Source organism: Vibrio variabilis (assembly GCF_003263785.1).
GTDB classification, from domain to species: Bacteria; Pseudomonadota; Gammaproteobacteria; order Enterobacterales; family Vibrionaceae; genus Vibrio; species Vibrio variabilis.
The window spans coordinates 18112-37417 of record NZ_JYJK01000125.1; the positions used below are offsets into that span (position 1 = coordinate 18112).

The window sequence follows — 19306 nt, forward strand, 5'->3', positions numbered from 1 at the left end:
CCGACTCTCCGGGACGTCGAGTCGGCAATTTTTATTTGTTGTTACACCGAACGATTCACAAGCATTGATTTGATGTGACCAATGGCTTTCGTTGGGTTGAGTCCCTTAGGACATACACTGACACAGTTCATGATGCCGTGACAACGGAAAACACTAAATGCGTCATCAAGATTTGATAAGCGTTTCATCCGTTGCGGTATCTCGGCTGTCAATTAGCCAGCGATACGCTGCGAGAAGACCTGCAGGTCCGATAAACTTGTCTGGATTCCACCAGAAAGATGGACAAGACGTGGTACAACACGCACACATGATGCACTCATACAGTCCATCAAGGTGAGCACGTTCCTCTGGCATTTGCAGATTTTCACGCGACGGTGGCACATTTCCTTCAGAAATAAGAAATGGCTTAACTTTCGCGTAGTTATCATAAAACTGAGTCATGTCGACAATCAAGTCTCGAACCACCGGAAGTCCCGGTAATGGTCGAATGACAATCTTGCCACCCTCAAGCGCTGATAGCGGAGTGATACAAGCAAGGCCATTTTTGCCGTTCATGTTCAAGCCATCGGAGCCACATACCCCTTCACGGCAAGAGCGACGAAACGCAATCGTTGGATCTTGCTCTTTCAATAGTATCAGCGCATCAAGCACCATCATGTCCGACCCTTCGTCCACCTCTAAGGTGTAGTCTTTCATGTATGGTTTGTTATCTACATCCGGATTGTAACGGTAAAGAGAGAAATTAAGGTTCATAGTATTGTCCTCCCTTTAGTACGTACGTGCTTTCGGCGGGAAAGCTTCACGGTGAACAGGCGTCATGTTGACATCACGCTTCGACATCTGCTCAGTTTCAGGGTTGTAGATTGAGTGGCATAGCCAGTTCTCATCATCACGCTCTGGGTAATCAAAGCGAGCATGGGCACCGCGACTCTCGGTACGGTAGTTTGCTGCGACTGCCGTCGAGAATGCCGTTTCCATCAAGTTATCAAGCTCTAGACACTCGACACGCTGAGTGTTGAACTCTTTCGATTTGTCTGCAAGATGCGCTTCTTTCAAGCGGTCACGAATCACTTTCAGCTCTTCTAGACCCGTTGCCATCGCATCACCTTCACGGAATACCGAGAAGCTGTTTTGCATACACGTTTGTAGATCTTTACGAATTTGAGCTGGGTCTTCACCCGATGCACTGTTCTCCCAACGCATCGTACGAGCCAGTGATGCTTCAATGTCTGACTCAGTAGCTGGGCGAGCTTCAGTTTGCGCAGCCAACGTCTCACCAAGGTGAAGGCCCGTTGCACGACCAAACACCACAAGGTCAAGTAGCGAGTTACCACCTAGACGGTTCGCACCGTGTACAGATACAGAGGCGATCTCACCACAAGCGAATAGACCTTGAACTTCCAGATCGTTGCCTGAAGCGTCTTGTTTAATCGCTTGACCAGACACCTGAGTCGGTACACCACCCATCATGTAGTGACAGGTTGGGATAACTGGGATTGGCTCTTTCACTGGATCTACGTGTGCAAACGTGCGAGACAGCTCACAGATACCTGGTAGACGAGACTCAAGGACGTCTTTACCTAAGTGATCCATCTTAAGCTTGATGTGTGGACCCCAAGGGCCGTCACAGCCACGTCCTTCGCGAATCTCGATCATCATTGAACGAGCCACCACGTCACGACCAGCAAGGTCTTTTGCGTTTGGTGCGTAACGCTCCATAAAGCGCTCGCCATCTTTATTAAGAAGGTAACCACCTTCACCACGACAACCTTCAGTAACAAGTACACCTGCGCCAGCAATACCCGTTGGGTGGAACTGCCACATTTCCATATCTTGCATCGGCACGCCAGCACGCAGTGCCATACCCACACCATCGCCCGTGTTGATATGAGCGTTAGTAGTGGAAGCGTAGATACGACCCGCACCACCAGTCGCGAGGATGGTTGCTTTCGATTTGAAGTAACAAATCTCGCCCGTTTCCATACAAAGTGCCGTACAACCCATGACCGCGCCATCTTGGTTTTTAACCATATCGAGCGCATACCATTCCGAGAAGATGGTTGTTTTGTGCTTAATGTTTTGCTGATAGAGAGTATGCAGCAGTGCGTGACCGGTACGGTCTGCTGCCGCCGCAGTACGTGCTGCTTGCTCACCACCAAACTCTTTAGACTGACCACCGAATGGACGCTGGTAGATAGTACCGTTTTCAAAACGAGAGAAAGGTAGACCCATTTTCTCTAGTTCGATAACTGACTTAGGACCATTCTTACACATGTACTCGATAGCGTCTTGGTCACCGATGTAGTCGGAGCCCTTGACTGTGTCATACATGTGCCACTGCCAATCATCTTTATGAGAGTTACCCAAAGCAACCGTAATACCACCCTGAGCAGATACGGTGTGAGAACGAGTCGGAAATACTTTTGATAGCAACGCACAAGATAGGCCTTGCTCTGAAATTTGTAGTGCAGCGCGCATGCCTGCACCACCAGCGCCGATTACTACGGCATCAAACTCACGAACTGGAATAGACACTTACGCACCCCACAGAATAAAGAAACCAGAGAAGAAATAACCAAGCAACACTGCAATAACCGTTAGTTGCAACGCACCACGTAACATGGTCGGCTTGATATAGTCTGTAAGAACTTGCCATAGACCAATCCAGGCATGGATCAGCAGAGATGCCAATGCCAGCATAGTGAACACCTTAGTAAAAGTGCCACCGAAGAAGTTGGTCCACGATACGTAGGAAATGTCTCCTGCAAACGCGCAGAAGCTCACAAGATAGATCGTGTACAAGGTCATAATAATGGCGCTCGCACGAATCAGAAGATAATCGTGGACACCGTTACGACCGAATGTTGAAACGTTGTTTACCATACCAAAACTCCCGCCAATAGCGACAGAACACCTGTCACGATAAAGGATACCTTGGCACTTTTCGCGCCCGATTCGAGCTCTTCAAAGTAACCTAGATCCATGATTAGATGACGAATACCACCCACAATGTGGTACGCAAGAGCAGTCAAAATGCCCCATAGAATAAGCTTGACGAAGAAACCGTCGACGATATCGACAGCCTCGGCAAACCCCATCGGGGACGAGAGTGACTTGGCTAGTAACCAAAGGAGAATACCGATCGACACAAACGTGATCACACCTGACACTCGGTGCAAGATGGATGCGATTGCAGTGATCGGAAAGCGAATTGTCTGTAAATCAAGATTAACAGGTCTGGACTTTCTTTCTTTCACGGGCTTGCTCACTCAGCTCCATTGAGCATTTATTGTTATGAATAAATTTTGGTCTGTAAGCCTCAAAAGTTAACACAAACTTAACAAAAATTTCGTGTTACAAGGGAGATAATTGTTGCAACAATGTTAACAAATGAGAATTCAAAACCACCTCACTTCGGTTTGTATACTCGATTTTTAAAGGCTAGGACCAACAATTTCACCGCAACTATACGGTTGGCAACATTCTAATACAATTGATGTAACAAAATATGCTACACAGAACAGATTTTTAACCATTTTTCTATAAAAAATCATAACAAGTGCACACATCATCGTATAAAAATTGACTTTGCTTCCGAAGCAAAGTAAAAAATTGGCACACAAACATCCTGGACGGATTAAATAATAAACAAAGGAGATTGTTATGGCAGATAAGAAAGCGACCCTTCATATTGAAGGTCAAGCGCCAATCGAGCTGCCGATTATGGAAGGTTCTATCGGACCGGAAGTAGTCGATGTTCGTAAGCTTGGAGCGAATGGTTACTTTACATTTGACCCAGGTTTTCTTGCCACTGCATCTTGTGAATCTCAAATCACTTATATCGACGGCGGCAAAGGTGTTCTACTGCACCGAGGCTTCCCTATCGATCAGTTAGCTAACAATGCAGACTACCTTGAAGTGTGCTACATCCTTCTTGTTGGCGAAGCCCCATCACGTGAAGAATACGAAGAGTTCAAGCAAATTGTTACTCGTCACACTATGGTTCACGAGCAAATCGCGAGTTTCTTCCACGGTTTCCGTCGTGACGCTCACCCAATGGCCGTTATGTGTGGTGTAGTAGGTGCACTTGCAGCCTTCTATCACGACTCCCTCGATATCAACAACGACTCACACCGTGAAATTGCGGCTTACCGCCTGATTTCTAAGATGCCGACCCTTGCAGCTATGTGCTACAAGTATTCTATCGGTCAACCATTTATCTACCCACGCAACGATCTTACTTATGCGGAGAACTTCCTACACATGATGTTCGCAAACCCTTGCGAAGAGTACGAAGTCAACCCTATCGTTGCGCGTGCAATGGACAAGATCTTTACCCTACACGCAGACCACGAGCAAAATGCTTCAACGTCAACGGTACGTCTAGCAGGTTCATCTGGTGCTAACCCATTTGCATGTATTGCAGCGGGTATCGCGTCGCTATGGGGCCCTGCACACGGCGGTGCAAACGAAGCGTGTTTGCGCATGCTTGAAGAAATTGGCTCTGTAGACAAGATCCCTGAGTTCATCGAACGAGCGAAGGACAAAGATGACCCATTCCGCCTAATGGGCTTTGGTCACCGTGTTTACAAGAACTACGATCCACGTGCAACGGTTATGCGTGAAGCATGCCACGATGTACTGAAAGAGCTCAACATTCAGGATCCACTATTGGATGTTGCTATGGAGCTCGAGCGCATTGCGCTTTCAGACGAGTACTTCGTAGAGAAGAAACTGTATCCAAACGTAGACTTCTACTCAGGTATCATTCTTAAAGCGATTGGTATCCCTGTGTCTATGTTCACCGTTATCTTTGCAATGTCTCGTACTGTGGGTTGGATTGCTCACTGGAATGAAATGCACAGTGATCCAGACAACCGCATCGGTCGTCCACGTCAGCTTTACACAGGTGAAGCAATGCGTGATTTCAAACCGCTACACGAGCGCGAATAACGATAAACACAACATCACAACGCAAAAGAGCAGCCTGGGCTGCTCTTTTTATTTCATGGGTCTTTTTATACCGGATTGTCGATATCTTTAAACTCGACATCTAAACCATGCTCGCTTGCTAACCACTCGCCTAGCGCTTTGATGCCATAGCGCTCAGTCGCATGGTGACCAGCAGCAAAGTAGTGGATACCCATTTCACGCGCAGTGTAAGTTGTGCGCTCAGAAATTTCCCCTGAAATGAATGCATCTAACCCTTTTGATGCGGCCAGCTCAATGTAATCCTGACCACCACCGGTGCACCAGCCTACCGTTTCAATCTGCTTGTCAGCCCACTCTGGTGCGATGTGTAGAGGGTCACGATTCAACGCTTTTGCAATCTTAGTCGCAAACTCTGCACCAGAGATAGGTTTTGCTAGTTTACCGAACAGAGCTACAGACTGCGGGTGACCTTCTAGCCATCGATGACCTCAATATCAAGCAACTGAGCTAATTTAGCGTTGTTGCCCAGCTCAGGGTGGATGTCAAGCGGCAGGTGGTAGCCAAACAAGTTCAGGTCGTTTTTGATAAGAGTGCGAATACGCTTACCTTTCATACCACGAATTGGCTCTGGCTCGCCTTTCCAAAAGTAACCATGATGAACCAGAACGGCATCCGCTCCAACACTCACCGCGTAATCAATAAGTGCTTGTGATGCAGTGACACCGGTGATCACTTTTTTAACGTCACTCGCACCTTCAACTTGAAGCCCATTTGGACTGTAATCTTTAATCAGTTGTGGTGAGAGTTTTTCATTGAGGATAGCTTCAAGCTTTAGGTTATTCATGGCACTTCCTGAGCAAATTCTTGATTTCCGTGGTTATAGCAATTTACTCTAGCAATGTCGAAAGGAAAACGTAAAGAATACGCTATGCAAAGCATCAGAGACTTTATTACTTGGATAAACGAAAGCCAGAGCCTAGTCACGGGACATTCGAGCGTGGCTGAGGGTTTTCCTAAGATAACGAATCAATCGAGCGCACAGGACGATTCAGAGTACCAAGGCAACCCTAGGCTTGGGTTTCTCTATCAAGAGCTGTGTCGACGTTTGTTTGAACGAAGTGAAAGCCATCGCGTCTTTGCTGAAGAGATACAATTGCAGCAAGATGGACGCACCTTGGGTGCCATCGACTTCCTTATCGAAAAACCAGACCAGCAACAACTGGAACACTGGGAAGTGGCGATTAAATTTTATTTGCTAAAAGACGGGCTTTGGTATGGACCGAATGCAAAAGATAGACTCGACAAGAAACTGAGTCGCATGCTCGAGCATCAGCTTAAAATGTCTGATACCCCGGCGTTTAAGGCTCAGTTCCCTAATATTGCCATCCCTTCTCAACATCTATTAATGCAAGGGCGGTTGTATATCAACCCGTTTGACCTTGAAAAGACGCCAACCCGCTGCTTAGAGCTTGATATCAATCCACAGCGCGTTACGGGTTATTGGTGCTACCAATCTCAATTTCAGCTTATCGATGAACCGATATTTCGCTTAGAAAAGCCGCTTTGGGCAACAGGAAATCGGCGACGTGCAGAGTCCAGTTCGGTGTCGGCACTACCCAAGCACTTTATCCATTGCCAAGCAGAGAGCGGTCAATTCTGGTTTGTCGTGCCTGATGACTGGCCGCAAAGCAGCATGTAACCGAAGGCTAAAGATTACTGAGCCAACACGAACTCCGCCAGCATAGGGTTGTGATCTGATGCATCACTCTCTGGCGTACTCATCGCCTCTAACGTCATGCCTCGAAAAAATATATGATCAAGTGGCAGTCCCGTAACAAAGCGTTTTCGATGATCCGGAGTAAATTTGACCTCTTGGATCTGATAGTCACTGAGTGCTTGCTTGAGTACTGCCATTCTCGACTCACTCCAGCTGTTAAAGTCACCAGCAATAAGCAGCGGGCCAGAGTGAGACTCGAGCACTTGTTTAAAGGACTCTAGCTGTTGTTGGTACTCTTGGGTGCCGATGGTAAAGTTCACTGAGTGAAGATTCAGCGCAATCAGACTTTGCCCATTAGAGAGTGCATATTCCGCGTAGAGCCCTGATTTAGGGAGTTGTAACCACGGCTCAACCTGAAGGTTTGCACACGCCACCTTTGGCATGGCTCGACTCAAATTCAGCACACCACTCGAAACATCAAAGGCTTTGAACGCGCTAACCTGGTTACTGCCCCATTCTGAGCGCTGTAGCCAATCGAGAAACTGATCATCGAGCTTGCCTCCTGAAGTAGCACTAATTGCCTGTCTTGAGAGCGCTCTGTTAGCTCAGAGAGAAGGTTCTCCCTGTTTTGTTTATAGACATTCCAAACCAACACATTGAGTCGCCCTTCATCATCGAGTGTCTTAGGTGCTGGGTTGTGATAACACTTCAGTTCCGTATCGACTTTCGCGCCATGAACGGTTGTGATCTCTGGAGTATCAGAAACGGTAAACACGGCCTGAAAGCCGCCTACCGCCATACCTGCTGAGCTAGTACGCCAACTAAAATCCACTTCAACTTCATCGCTCACCCCAAAGTAAAAAAGGAGTAGTTACCTACTCCTTTTAATGTTAGTGCTACTCGCGGTTTAGATCGCGTCTTCGTCTTCTTCGCCAGTACGGATGCGAACCACACGCTCGATATCAGTGATGAAAATTTTACCATCACCAATTTTACCGGTTTGTGCTGTCTCAATAATGGTTTCTACGCACTGATCCGCAACATCGCTCGCCACCACGATTTCTAGCTTCACTTTTGGCAAGAAATCAACCATGTATTCTGCACCGCGATACAGCTCAGTGTGACCTTTTTGACGACCAAAACCTTTCACTTCAGAAACCGTCATCCCCGTGATGCCAACTTCTGCCAACGCTTCACGCACATCATCAAGCTTAAATGGTTTGATAATCGCTTCAATCTTTTTCATGTTCTTCCCTTACATCACTTTTGTTCGCAATATTATCTGGTAGGTCGCGACAACAATCAATGAAAACAAAAAGCTCGAAGGCTAGCTTCGAGCTTTTTGTCATAGATATATGCAACAACACATGCTGTTGCGGCCGCGTCTTGCCGAGGTGTTGTCAACGTGTCTTATTTAAGACTTGCGTAGTAAGCGGCAAGATTAGCAATATCTTCATCGCTAAGCATCGACGCCTGAGCCTGCATCACTGCAGCTAAACCACCAGTGCGTTGCTTGCTTTTGTAAGCATTGATTGAGGAGATAAGATATTGCTCATTTTGACCCTTTAGATTCGGGTATCCGGGGATCACTGCGATACCGTCAGCGCCGTGACACGCAGCGCAAACCGCCGCTTTCGCTTTGCCCGCTGCGACATCGCCCCGCCACTGCTGCTCCGCTCATCAAACCCACTGCTACCAACGCGCTAATCATCAACTTTTTCATTGCTTTTCCTTGTGATTTATCCGTATTTGTCAGGAAACAACCTACTTTACTCTGCTTGAAGCCGCTTCCTAGCGTTTATTATGGATACGATTGTGACACGAAAAAGGGTCATTTGTCCCATACGAGTTCACAATCTGAGCCGTAAAACTCCTTGTCCACAAATAAGTTACCGACGGCGACCACTTTCTCCCCCATCATGACTATTGGGATACGGCGGCGTTGCCAACTTGGGATTTGATACTCTTGAAATAGCTTCTTAAGCTTCCGTGACCCCACTCTGCCATAGGGGTGCGCAGACAAGCCTTCAGGTTCAAACATAACCATCAGCGACTCTGTCAGAGCCGCACGGCTGAGCGTCATCAGGCTGTTACGTCCACTACGGTTACCTAAGGTTAGCTCACCCAAACCATCTGGCAATAGCGTAGGCGCTTCCATCGTTAGCGGCTTGCTCCACTGAGTGACGTCTTGCTGCGGTGCTACCCAGTAAAGGTGGGATTTGAATCGGCGAATGCTGCCAGACGCGAGAACCAAATTTGGATTGGCATCGGGTTGAGCTAAAGCAACATCATGCCAAATTTGCTGCAATTGAGCCTCGCTTGGCAGCACTGACGTTTGTGCTTCAAGCCACATGCGCAGTAATTGATCTCGTTTCAATTCAGAGCCGCGGCTCAACACGTCAATCTCAATTCCTTGATAAGAGTTTAAACAAGCCTCTAGTTCAGGCTTTAGTAACTCCGCCAAAAGCTGCTCTTGTTTGGCACACAATCGAGCGCTGCGACGAACTGCTTTATTAAAGCTTGGCCAGCGCTCATTGATGACAGGCAAAACTTGGTGGCGCAAGAAATTACGATCAAAGCGCGTATCTTGGTTACTGTCATCCTCAAGCCATGCTAACTGCTGAGTATGAGCAAAGTGCTCGATATCGTTTCGGGTTACATCTAGAAGAGGTCGCAATAATTTGCCGTGTCCAAGCAGCGCACACTGCGCCATAGATGAAAGCCCCTTGGGTCCACTGCCTCGCTTCAACGCCAGAAGAAAGGTTTCGGTTTGATCATCCAAGTGCTGCCCGGTCAGAAGTACATCGCCTGGATGAATGTGAGAAGTCAACGCTTGATATCGGGCGTTACGCGCCAATTGCTCAACGCTATCACCACTCTCTATATCAAGCAATACATACTCGGCGACAAAAGGGATTTGTTCCTCATTAGCCATGCTCGGCAAAGCTCTAACCATTGATCAGCATGTTGACTCAAACCATGATGAACATGCACAGCGAGCAGTTCTAGATTGGGATGCTGAGCGCGGTAAAGCGCCGCAAGACGCAGCAGAACACGAGAATCGACACCGCCACTGAACCCGATAACAACGCGACCGCCATTGGGTAGGTGGCGCTGCAAGGTATCAATAAAATGCTGCACTAATGACATAGACAATTTCCCAAAAGACAAAAAAATAAGGCGAGCATCATGCTCGCCTTATTATATAAACCAAATCTGCTTAGCAGTAGCCGTAACTCATCAAACGTTGATAACGACGCTCAAGTAAGTTGTCTTCTTCAAGTTGGTCTAGCTCTTCTAGCTGACGAAGTAACGTCGCTTTCATGTTCGCTGCCATTTGAATCGTATCGCGATGCGCGCCGCCAAGTGGCTCTTCAATGATTTCATCGATAAGCTCTAGCTCTTTAAGACGCGGAGCAATCAAGCCCATTGCCTCTGCGGCTTGTGGGGCTTTATCTGAATCACGCCAAAGGATAGATGCACAACCTTCAGGAGAAATGACTGAGTAGGTAGAGTATTGAAGCATGTTCACGTAGTCACCCACACCGATAGCGAGTGCACCACCAGAACCGCCTTCACCAACAACGTTACAGATAACCGGCACTTTCAGACCTGCCATCACTTTCAGGTTCATTGCGATCGCTTCAGACTGACCGCGCTCTTCTGCGCCAACACCAGGGTAAGCACCCGCCGTGTCGATAAAGGTGATAATTGGCATGTTAAAACGCTCAGCCATACGCATTAAACGCAGTGCTTTGCGGTAGCCTTCTGGCTTCGGCATACCAAAGTTACGCTTAACCTTGTCCTTGGTCTCACGGCCTTTTTGATGACCAATGATCATCACAGGTCGACCTTCTAGCGAGCCATACCGCCAACAATCGCTTTGTCGTCAGCAAACGCGCGATCGCCAGCCAACTCATCAAACTCAGTAAATACGTGTTCGATGTAATCCAGCGTGTATGGACGCTGTGGGTGACGAGCAAGCTGCGCAACCTGCCATGCACCAAGGTCACTAAAGATTTTCTTTTTAAGCTCTAAGCTTTTCTTCTCTAGTTGTTCAATTTCTTTATCTAAGTCAATTGCACTGTCACCACCATGACGAGACACGTCACGCAGGGCTTCAATTTTTGCTTCTAGTTCGGCAATTGGCTTTTCAAATTCAAGAAAGTTCAAGCTCATCTATGAATCCTTTTCGATTCCGCTCAGACACCGATGTGTGTCCGAGCTCAATTAGTTAAATTCGAGTTCTACCTGGTCTTTACCAAGTAACTGCTGTAATTCTTCCAGTAACGCATCGTTTGGCGTTACTCGCCACTGTGTTCCTAACGTGAGCTTCGCTCTTGCATCTGCACGCTGGTAGTAAATATTAACAGGTACTGTGCCATCTTTGTGAGGCGTTAATATTTCTGTGAAGCGTTGGTAAAAACGCTCATCGATCTGTTGCTCTAGCAACGAAATAGACAACCCTCGAGTAAATTTCTCTCGAGCGCTACCGAGATCTAAAACTTCGCGGGCGGACATTTTAAGCCCACCATTGAAGTCATCAAAGCTGACCTGTCCAGAAACGACCACTATTTTATCTTTTTCTAACAATTCAGCATATTTATCTAGCGCATCTGAGAACAACATCACTTCCATACGACCACTGCGATCATCGAGTGTCATGATACCGATACGCGTACCGCGCTTGGTGGTCATTACACGAGCGGCAATCACGAGGCCTGCGACCGTCAGCGATTGATCACGACGTGTCGGAGTGGCGTCTTTTAGTCGACAACTGGTGTATTTAGTAAGTTCCTTCAGATAGGCGTTTATTGGGTGCCCGGTCAAATAAAGACCTAAGGTTTCGCGCTCGCCTTCTAGCCACACCTTTTCCGGCCACGCGGGCACTTGGGTGTACTTGTGTTCAACTTCCTCGGGCGCATCCGTCAGTACGCCAAACATATCGCCCTGTCCGAACGCTTCAGCTTGGTGATGTTGACTCGCCGCCTTCACGGCATCATTGAGCGACGCCATCAATGCCGCTCGATGAGGGCCAAGCTTATCCAGTGCGCCCGCCATGATCAACTTTTCAATGACGCGCTTGTTGACCTTTTTCAGATCGATGCGGGCGCAGAAATCAAACAGGTCGCGGAAGTAGCCATCCTTGTTTCTAGCTTCAATAATGGCATCGATTGGGCCTTCACCGACACCTTTAATTGCGCCGATACCATAAACAATCGCACCTTCATCGTTCACATTGAAGCGGAACAAACCGGCGTTAATATCAGGCGGCAGCACCTTGAGCTTCATACGGAAACATTCATCGACAAGGCCGACAACCTTCTCGGTGTTATCCATATCGGCGGTCATAACTGCAGCCATAAACTCAGCTGGGTAATGTCTCTTAAGCCATAGAGTTTGGTACGATACCAGTGCATAAGCAGCAGAGTGCGATTTGTTAAAGCCATAACCTGCGAACTTTTCTACCAAGTCGAAGATCTTCATCGCCAACTCGCCGTCGACACCATTTTTAATGGCACCTTCTTCAAATACAGCGCGCTGCTTGGCCATCTCTTCTGGCTTTTTCTTACCCATTGCACGACGCAGCATGTCCGCGCCGCCCAGCGTATAGCCCGCTAGGATCTGGGCGATCTGCATGACCTGCTCTTGGTAAAGAATGATGCCGTAGGTTGGCTCTAGCGTCTCTTTCAGTGATTCGTGTTGCCACGTTTCATCTGGATAGGAAACGGCTTCTCGCCCGTGCTTACGGTCGATAAAGTTATCTACCATGCCTGATTGCAACGGCCCCGGACGGAACAGTGCTACCAATGCGATGATATCTTCAAAACAGTCTGGCTGAAGACGCTTGATAAGCTCTTTCATACCACGTGATTCAAGCTGGAATACCGCGGTGGTTTCTGAGTTTTGCAGCAGTTGGAATGACGGCTGGTCATCAAGAGGAATCGACTCGATACGAACCGGCTCTTTGCCTCTTTTTCCAGACGTGGGTTAATCAGTCCCAGCGCCCAGTCGATAATAGTTAGGGTTCGTAGACCCAAGAAGTCGAATTTAACTAGGCCAGCCGTTTCTACGTCGTTTTTATCAAACTGGGTAACTGGGAATTGACCTTCTGAATCCGCGTAGATCGGCGCAAAATCGGTGATCGTGGTCGGTGAAATAACCACACCACCGGCGTGTTTACCAGCGTTACGAGTACACCCTTCAAGGATACGACACATATCGATGAGATCGCGAACTTCTTCATCGTTGTCATACAACTGTGGCAGCGCAGGCTCAACATCAAACGCTTTTTGCAGCGTCATCCCCGGATCGCCCGGAATCAATTTGGAAATGCGATCCACAAAGCCAAATGGATGACCAAGTACGCGGCCTACGTCTCGAATCACCGCTTTTGCGGCCATAGTACCAAAGGTAATGATCTGCGACACCGCATCTCGGCCATACATTTCCGCTACGTGGTCAATGACTTGGTCACGTTTATCCATACAGAAGTCGACATCGAAATCGGGCATGGAGACACGTTCAGGGTTCAAGAAGCGCTCGAATAGCAAATCGTATTCTAGAGGATCGAGATCGGTGATTTTAAGTGCGTACGCCACCAGCGAGCCCGCACCCGAACCACGTCCAGGCCCTACCGGTATCGCATTATCTTTTGACCACTGGATGAACTCCATTACGATCAAGAAGTAGCCCGGGAACCCCATCTGGTTGATAACGTCGAGCTCAACCTGCAAGCGCTCGTCGTACTCAGGTCTGCGCTCAAGTCGCACCTGCTCATCTGGGAATAGGAACTCCAAACGCTCCTCTAGGCCTTCTCTCGACTTCATTACCAGGAAGTCGGTTTCCTTCATGCCGTCTGTCGGGAACGCGGGTAGGAAGTACTCACCAAGCCTGACCGTTACGTTACAGCGCTTGGCAATTTCTACCGAGTTTTGCAGTGCTTCTGGAATGTCGGCAAATAGCTCGCACATTTCCTCTTCACTGCGCAGGTATTGTTGGTCACTGTAGCGCTTAGGACGACGAGGATCATCAAGGTATAGCCGTCATGAATGGCCACGCGGATCTCGTGGGCATCGAACAGCTCTTTATCAACAAACACCACTTCATTGGTTGCAACGACCGGAAGCTCTAACTCTTCCGCGAGATCAACGGCAAAATGCAGGTAGCTCTCCTCGTCGGCACGTCCGGTTCGGATGAGCTCGAGGTAAAAGCGATCAGGAAAGTGTGTTTGATAGAAAGCCGCACACTGCTTGGCTAAGCTTTGGTTGCCTTTTAGTAGTGCCTTACCGACCTCACCATCTTTTGCGCCAGAGAGCACAATCAGCCCTTCTGACAACTCCGCTAGCCAAGCCTTGTCGATGACAGGTTGATGCTGAACATGGCCTCGAAGGTAGGCTTTTGAAATCAGCAAAGTCAGATTGTTATACCCTGTGTTGTCAGCAGCAAGCACAGTTACGCGTGTCAGCTCTTCGCCAAACTCATCCGATTGCATCGAAAAGTCAGCCCCTATCAGCGGCTTAATACCTGCCGAGTGAGCATTACCATAAAACTTGACGAGACCACATAGGTTGGTGAAATCAGTCAGCGCCATCGCGGGCATGCCTAACTCTGCCACCTTCTTCACTAATGGTGGCACCTTGGATAGGCCGTCCACCATCGAGAAGTCACTGTGAACACGTAAGTGTATAAACTTGGGGTCTGACATAATGAATCCTAAATCGTCATGACATCCTAACGGCTAACACATGGCCATTAGTGTTTAATTTGCTTTACTCTTCAGCACCTAGTCTTCAATACCTAGCCTTCAATGCCTAGGGCGCGCTTTACTGGCTTGAAGCTTTTACGATGCTCGGCAATCACACCATGTTGCTCAATGGCCTCAAAATGCGCTTTAGTTGGATAGCCTTTGTGCTTAGCGAACCCAAATTCAGGGTGCAGAGCATCCAGCTCCTCCATCTCTTGGTCACGAACCACTTTGGCAATGATCGAGGCTGCACTGATCTCAGCAACACGTAGATCGCCTTTAACCACGGCTTGTGCAGCCATTGATAATTCTGGCGTTCGGTTACCATCAATCAGCACCATATCCGGCTGAACTTTAAGTCCTGCCACCGCACGCTGCATCGCTACCATAGTCGCCTGTAGGATATTGAGCTCATCAATTTCTTCAGGAGAACAACGTCCGACCGCCCAAGCCAGCGCCTTTTCTTTGATCTCTGGATAGAGCGCAAGACGCTTTTTCTCAGACAGTTTTTTCGAATCGTTAAGGCCTTCAATCGGATTATTTGGGTCTAGGATAACCGCTGCCGTTACGACATCGCCAACGAGTGGTCCGCGCCCCACTTCATCCACACCTGCGATCGCGGTATAGCCTTGTGGATATTCAAAAGGAGGCAGTTCTACAGGCGTTTTTTTCTTAGTCATAATCTATCTATCAATTTTAGTACGGCGTCTGCGGCCTGTTTATCGGCATCCTTTCGGATCCAGTGGTGCATTTCAGTGAACTTCTCAATCATATCTTGATTGTCACCATTGAGCAGGCGCGTCAGTTCGGCATGCAAGTTTTCAGGGGTGCAGGCATCCAAAAGGAACTCTTTCACTATCTCGTCATCGGCCAAAATATTTGGCAGCGAGACGTACTTGGTCTTCACCAAACGCTTTGCCAAGAAGGCCGTGATAGCATTCATCTTGTACCCGACGACCATAGGTCTTTTGAGTAGCATACATTCTAACGCGACAGTACCTGAGGCTAAAAGCACGGCATCGGATGCTGTGATCACGTTGCGTGCCGTGTCTTGCACAATATGAAAATCTAGCTCTGGCGCATAGTGCTGCCACGCTTCGATAAACTGCTGCTTGCGCTTATCGTTCACAGCGGCGACCACAAATCCTAAAGTCGGGTCGTCGTTATTGAGTTTCTTACATGTTTCAATAAATGGCTGAGAGAGCATCTTGAGCTCGTTGCCACGACTGCCCGGCAGAACAGCCAGCCATTTCTTGTCTGAATCTAGCCCTAACAACTGCTGCGCAGCGGCTTTGTCCGATTCCAAGGGGATCGCATCAGCAAGTGTATGTCCGACAAACTCACACGGCACGTTGAACTTGTCGTAGAAAGCTTTTTCAAATGGCAGGAACGCCAATACCAGATTGGTCGCTTCAGCGATGCCATGGATACGTTTTTGACGCCACGCCCAAACAGAAGGGCTCACGTAATGAACGGTTTTGGTGCCCGCTTTCTTAAGGTCTAACTCAAGCCTCAAATTGAAATCTGGCGCATCAATACCGACAAACACATCCACAGGATTCTCGGTAAAGTACTTCACTAGCTCTGCTTTTACGTGCAATAGGCGTCTAAGTCGGCCCAGCACCTCAACCAGCCCCATAACGGCAAGCTCTTCCATATCGAACAGAGACTGACAGCCTTCGGCAATCATCTTTGGGCCACCAATGCCAACAAACTCAGCATCGGGGTAGCGCGCTTTAAGTGCTTTGATGAAACCCTCACCGAGGGTATCCCCAGAGAGTTCGCCCGCGACAATACCGATGCGTAATGGTCGTTCCATTGATGTTCCCTACTTACTTAAATTTATGGTTTTCTTAAAACAGAAAAAGACCGCCAGTTAGACTGGCGATCTTTTCAGCTTGGTCGTGCACGGATTTAGCGAATAATGCCACGCTCAGAGGCTTCCAAGATCTCAACGAAGCGACCCACAGAGCTCCACTCTTTTGCCATTTCTTCAAGAACTGGCTTCACTTCCGCCAGTGTCTTTCCTGAACGATAGATTTCTTTATACGCTTTCTGTAGCGCGCGAAGCTCCGGCTTTTCAAAGCCATTACGCTTCAGCCCCACTAGGTTGAGACCAAATGGCGTTGCGTGGTTACCCTGAGCCAGTACGTATGGTGGTACATCTTGAACCACTGCAGAGCAGCCGCCTACATAAGCGTAGGCACCAACCGTACAGAATGGATGTATCGCAGACAATGCCATGACACCAGCGTAATCATCCACAGTCACATGGCCACCAAGGATGGCATTGTTACCAATATGCGTGTGATTACCAACAATCACATCATGGGCAATGTGAGCATTCACACACAATAGGTTGTCGTTACCCACCACGGTCTGTGTTTTATCTTGAGTAGTTCCACGGTGAATTTGTACGCTCTCGCGAATAACGTTGCGATCACCAACGATAACACGCGTATCTTCACCGCCATACTTCTTATCTTGGTTTTCTTCACCGATAATCGCTTGAGGGAACACACGGTTATCATTGCCAATGGTTGTGTTACCTTTGATCACAACATGCGACATGATTTCGTTGTTTTCACCAATGGTGATATCACCCGAAATGTAGGTAAATGGTCCTACGGTGGTATTAGCACCGATAGTGACATTACCTTCGATAACAGCACTAGGGTGAATAGTGGCAGACTCATGAATCATATTAAAACTCTCTACGAGCACATTTCAGTTCAGCTGAACAAACGACTTCACCGTCAACTTTTGCAACACCGTTAAAGGCAGCAATACCGCGACGCTCTTTTACAAATTCAACTTCGATAATAAGCTGATCGCCTGGTACCACTGGCTTGCGGAATTTAGCCTTGTCAACACTTGCGAAGTAGTACAGTTCGTTATCCTTTGGTGCGCCAAACGACTTAAATGCCAATAGACCTGTCGCTTGTGCCATTGCTTCTAGGATCAATACACCTGGGAATACTGGCAACTGTGGAAAGTGACCAGTAAATTGCGGTTCATTCACAGAAACGTTCTTGATAGCGGTCAGATACTTTTCTTCTTGATAATCGGTCACTCGGTCGATAAGCAGGAACGGGTAACGATGTGGCAGAAGTTCCTGGATCTCAGTGATGTTCATAGTTTTAGTATCGGTGCTCAAAGTAAAAATCCTATATCAATTCTTTGCTAATCTAGAGGCATTATATACCCAAATGCCCCGCAGTGTCAGTCAGGAGCAACGCTCAACCTGAACCAAGTTCACGCACATAAAAAGACTCGCCTTAAGCGAGCCTTTTTCATTGAGCTGAGTAAGAGAATTAATCCTCTTGCTGCTCGAGCAGTTTTTCTACCGCTTTTAGGCGCTTGTTCATCTCATCGATGCGATGAACGCGAGTCGCGGTCTTACGCCACTCTTTGTTAGTCTGAAGAGGAATACCGGACGAGTAGATGCCTTTCTCTGGCAAGCTGCGCATCACCATGCCCATACCCGTGACGATAACACCATCGGCAATCTCAATGTGACCATTAAGCACACTGGCACCACCGATTTGGCAATATTTGCCAATCTTAGTACTACCAGCAACAATAGTACCACCGGCCATCGCAGTGCCATATCCGATGTGCACATTGTGGGCAATCTGCATCTGGTTATCGATGATGACATTATCTTCGATAATCGTGTCATCCAAGGCTCCGCGGTCAATCGTAGTACACGCGCCGATTTCAACACGATTACCAATTCTCACCGTGCCAAGCTGAGGGATCTTAATCCACTCACCTTTTTCATTGGCATAACCAAAACCATCAGAGCCAATAACGGTGCTTGATTGCACCAAGCAATCCGAGCCCATCACCACATCGTGATAGATGGCAACGTTGGCCCAAAGCCTGGTATTTGCACCAAGTTTTGCGCCTTTACCAATGAAACAGCCCGCGCCGATAACCACATTGTCACCCAGCTCTACACCGGCCTCTACGACAGCATTTGCACCAATAGAAACGTTATTCCCCAAGACTGCGTCCGGGGATACGACAGCGCTAGCTGCAATCCCGGAAGAGGCAGGGCTTGGTGTGCTGTCGAGCGCTTGAGCCACTTTTGCGTAAGCGACATACGGGTCCGCAACGACTAGCGCATTGGTTTTACAATGTTCTAGCTCAGAGGCTTTTACCATAATCGCTGAAGCGCCGCATTCACCAAGATGCTTTGCGTATTTAACGTTGGTTAAAAACGTAATTTCGCCTTCGCCCGCTCTGTCCATAGGAGCAACGGTGTGGATTTGTACATTCCCATCACCATGCAATTCGCCACCTGTGATTTCAGCAAGCTGTGCTAACGTCAATGCTGTCATGTTATTCCTACTAGCTAACTAATTACTTGAGAGAGTCGATAACTTTGCTTGAGATATTAAACTCTTCTTTCGCGTAGCCTACCGCTTGAATGTCGATGATCATGTCATAGCCTTCTTTCTCAGCAACTTTCTCAACAGCTTCTTGGATAGTTTTGAATAGCTTTTGCTTTTCTTCCGCTTCGCGACGTTGGCTCTCTTTCTCTAGCGCTTGGCCTTTGATCTTGTACTTGCTATCAAGCTGACCAATTTCGATACGCAGTTTTTCTACTTCTTCCGAACCGAGTAGTTCGCCATCACGCTGTAGCTTTTCCATTTTCTTGGTAGCTTCAGCTTGGATTGCTTGCAGCTCAGCCGCTTTGTCTTTGAACTCGTTCTGTAGTTTTTGAAGCGTTGCTTCACGTTGTGGAAGCGCTTGGAAAACTTGTAGCGTGTTCACGTAGCCAATTTTCTGAGCCGCTTCTGCTGCTGTAGCAAACATTGAAGAGGTAAGGATAACTAGGCCAAGACCAGCCGCTTTCATCATATTTTTCAAGGTCGATTCCTCTGTTTAAAAAACTTGTATTT

The 19306-nt window shown here is 47.9% G+C and carries 12 protein-coding genes and 7 pseudogenes; 2 read left to right on the plus strand and 17 right to left on the minus strand.

All coding sequences use genetic code 11. The features are described 5' to 3' along the window. Positions 1–41: 41 nt before the first annotated feature. The 4 genes and pseudogenes from TZ48_RS20475 to sdhC all read right to left on the minus strand — a co-directional run bounded on the left by TZ48_RS20475 (position 42) and on the right by sdhC (position 3269). Positions 42–753, minus strand: a pseudogene (locus tag TZ48_RS20475) (succinate dehydrogenase iron-sulfur subunit). 15 nt (positions 754–768) lie between these two features. Beyond that, positions 769–2535, minus strand: coding sequence for a succinate dehydrogenase flavoprotein subunit (sdhA, locus tag TZ48_RS20480; protein WP_112480476.1), 1767 nt, complete (start codon positions 2533–2535; stop codon positions 769–771). Beyond that, positions 2536–2883 (minus strand): succinate dehydrogenase, hydrophobic membrane anchor protein, encoded by a 348-nt coding sequence (gene sdhD, locus TZ48_RS20485; RefSeq protein WP_042500906.1) that lies wholly within the window; start codon positions 2881–2883, stop codon positions 2536–2538. Then, complete coding sequence (gene sdhC / locus TZ48_RS20490; RefSeq protein WP_112480477.1) at positions 2877–3269, minus strand: succinate dehydrogenase cytochrome b556 subunit; 393 nt, start codon at positions 3267–3269, stop codon at positions 2877–2879. The genes sdhD and sdhC overlap by 7 nt, the downstream gene beginning before the upstream one ends. A gap of 394 nt (positions 3270–3663) precedes the next feature. Between sdhC and TZ48_RS20495 the strand changes: the two genes are divergently transcribed. Then, positions 3664–4953 (plus strand): citrate synthase, encoded by a 1290-nt coding sequence (locus TZ48_RS20495; RefSeq protein WP_112480478.1) that lies wholly within the window; start codon positions 3664–3666, stop codon positions 4951–4953. A gap of 65 nt (positions 4954–5018) precedes the next feature. On the opposite strand, the pseudogene TZ48_RS20500 reads toward TZ48_RS20495, so the two are convergent. Beyond that, a pseudogene (locus TZ48_RS20500) lies at positions 5019–5776 on the minus strand (Nif3-like dinuclear metal center hexameric protein). Between the two features lie 84 nt (positions 5777–5860). On the opposite strand from TZ48_RS20500, the gene TZ48_RS20505 reads away from it, so the two are divergent. Continuing rightward, positions 5861–6631: a DUF1853 family protein gene (locus tag TZ48_RS20505; RefSeq protein WP_112480479.1), complete on the plus strand. Its 771-nt coding sequence runs from the start codon at positions 5861–5863 to the stop codon at positions 6629–6631. Positions 6632–6645: 14 nt separating this feature from the next. Here the strand turns inward: TZ48_RS20505 and TZ48_RS20510 are convergent. The 12 genes and pseudogenes from TZ48_RS20510 to TZ48_RS20565 all read right to left on the minus strand — a co-directional run bounded on the left by TZ48_RS20510 (position 6646) and on the right by TZ48_RS20565 (position 19265). Then, positions 6646–7448: pseudogene (locus tag TZ48_RS20510) on the minus strand (endonuclease/exonuclease/phosphatase family protein). A gap of 108 nt (positions 7449–7556) precedes the next feature. Then, positions 7557–7895 carry a nitrogen regulatory protein P-II gene (gene glnB, locus TZ48_RS20515; protein WP_042500895.1) on the minus strand — a complete coding sequence of 113 codons (339 nt, stop codon included), beginning with the start codon at positions 7893–7895 and terminating at the stop codon, positions 7557–7559. A gap of 164 nt (positions 7896–8059) precedes the next feature. Further along, positions 8060–8330 (minus strand): annotated as a pseudogene (locus TZ48_RS20520) (c-type cytochrome). A 150-nt stretch (positions 8331–8480) separates the two neighbouring features. After that, positions 8481–9799 (minus strand): annotated as a pseudogene (gene tilS, locus TZ48_RS20525) (tRNA lysidine(34) synthetase TilS). 70 nt (positions 9800–9869) lie between these two features. Continuing rightward, a pseudogene (gene accA / locus TZ48_RS20530) lies at positions 9870–10828 on the minus strand (acetyl-CoA carboxylase carboxyl transferase subunit alpha). Positions 10829–10879: 51 nt separating this feature from the next. Next, positions 10880–14357: pseudogene (gene dnaE / locus TZ48_RS20535) on the minus strand (DNA polymerase III subunit alpha). A gap of 92 nt (positions 14358–14449) precedes the next feature. After that, entirely contained in the window at positions 14450–15076 is a 627-nt protein-coding gene (gene rnhB / locus TZ48_RS20540) for a ribonuclease HII (RefSeq protein WP_112480480.1), read from the minus strand. After that, positions 15073–16215 (minus strand): lipid-A-disaccharide synthase, encoded by a 1143-nt coding sequence (gene lpxB / locus TZ48_RS20545; protein ID WP_112480481.1) that lies wholly within the window; start codon positions 16213–16215, stop codon positions 15073–15075. Before lpxB ends, rnhB begins: the two co-directional genes overlap by 4 nt. A gap of 95 nt (positions 16216–16310) precedes the next feature. Further along, positions 16311–17099 (minus strand): acyl-ACP--UDP-N-acetylglucosamine O-acyltransferase, encoded by a 789-nt coding sequence (gene lpxA / locus TZ48_RS20550; protein WP_112480482.1) that lies wholly within the window; start codon positions 17097–17099, stop codon positions 16311–16313. Between the two features lies 1 nt (position 17100). Continuing rightward, positions 17101–17532, minus strand: a complete 432-nt coding sequence (fabZ, locus tag TZ48_RS20555) for a 3-hydroxyacyl-ACP dehydratase FabZ (protein ID WP_420822974.1) — start codon at positions 17530–17532, stop codon at positions 17101–17103. A 178-nt stretch (positions 17533–17710) separates the two neighbouring features. Next, positions 17711–18742, minus strand: a complete 1032-nt coding sequence (gene lpxD / locus TZ48_RS20560; RefSeq protein ID WP_112480483.1) for a UDP-3-O-(3-hydroxymyristoyl)glucosamine N-acyltransferase — start codon at positions 18740–18742, stop codon at positions 17711–17713. A gap of 22 nt (positions 18743–18764) precedes the next feature. Then, positions 18765–19265: an OmpH family outer membrane protein gene (locus TZ48_RS20565; RefSeq protein WP_112480500.1), complete on the minus strand. Its 501-nt coding sequence runs from the start codon at positions 19263–19265 to the stop codon at positions 18765–18767. Positions 19266–19306: the final 41 nt, after the last annotated feature.

Excerpts from the sequence above, each read along its gene's own strand:
- sdhD (WP_042500906.1), bottom strand. The coding sequence starts at position 2,883 with ATGGTAAACAACGTTTCAACATTCGGTCGTAACGGTGTCCACGATTAT.
- TZ48_RS20495 (WP_112480478.1), top strand. The coding sequence starts at position 3,664 with ATGGCAGATAAGAAAGCGACCCTTCATATTGAAGGTCAAGCGCCAATC.
- TZ48_RS20505 (WP_112480479.1), top strand. The coding sequence starts at position 5,861 with ATGCAAAGCATCAGAGACTTTATTACTTGGATAAACGAAAGCCAGAGC.
- glnB (WP_042500895.1), bottom strand. The coding sequence starts at position 7,895 with ATGAAAAAGATTGAAGCGATTATCAAACCATTTAAGCTTGATGATGTG.
- rnhB (WP_112480480.1), bottom strand. The coding sequence starts at position 15,076 with ATGACTAAGAAAAAAACGCCTGTAGAACTGCCTCCTTTTGAATATCCA.
- lpxB (WP_112480481.1), bottom strand. The coding sequence starts at position 16,215 with ATGGAACGACCATTACGCATCGGTATTGTCGCGGGCGAACTCTCTGGG.
- lpxA (WP_112480482.1), bottom strand. The coding sequence starts at position 17,099 with ATGATTCATGAGTCTGCCACTATTCACCCTAGTGCTGTTATCGAAGGT.
- fabZ (WP_420822974.1), bottom strand. The coding sequence starts at position 17,532 with ATGAACATCACTGAGATCCAGGAACTTCTGCCACATCGTTACCCGTTC.
- lpxD (WP_112480483.1), bottom strand. The coding sequence starts at position 18,742 with ATGACAGCATTGACGTTAGCACAGCTTGCTGAAATCACAGGTGGCGAA.
- TZ48_RS20565 (WP_112480500.1), bottom strand. The coding sequence starts at position 19,265 with ATGATGAAAGCGGCTGGTCTTGGCCTAGTTATCCTTACCTCTTCAATG.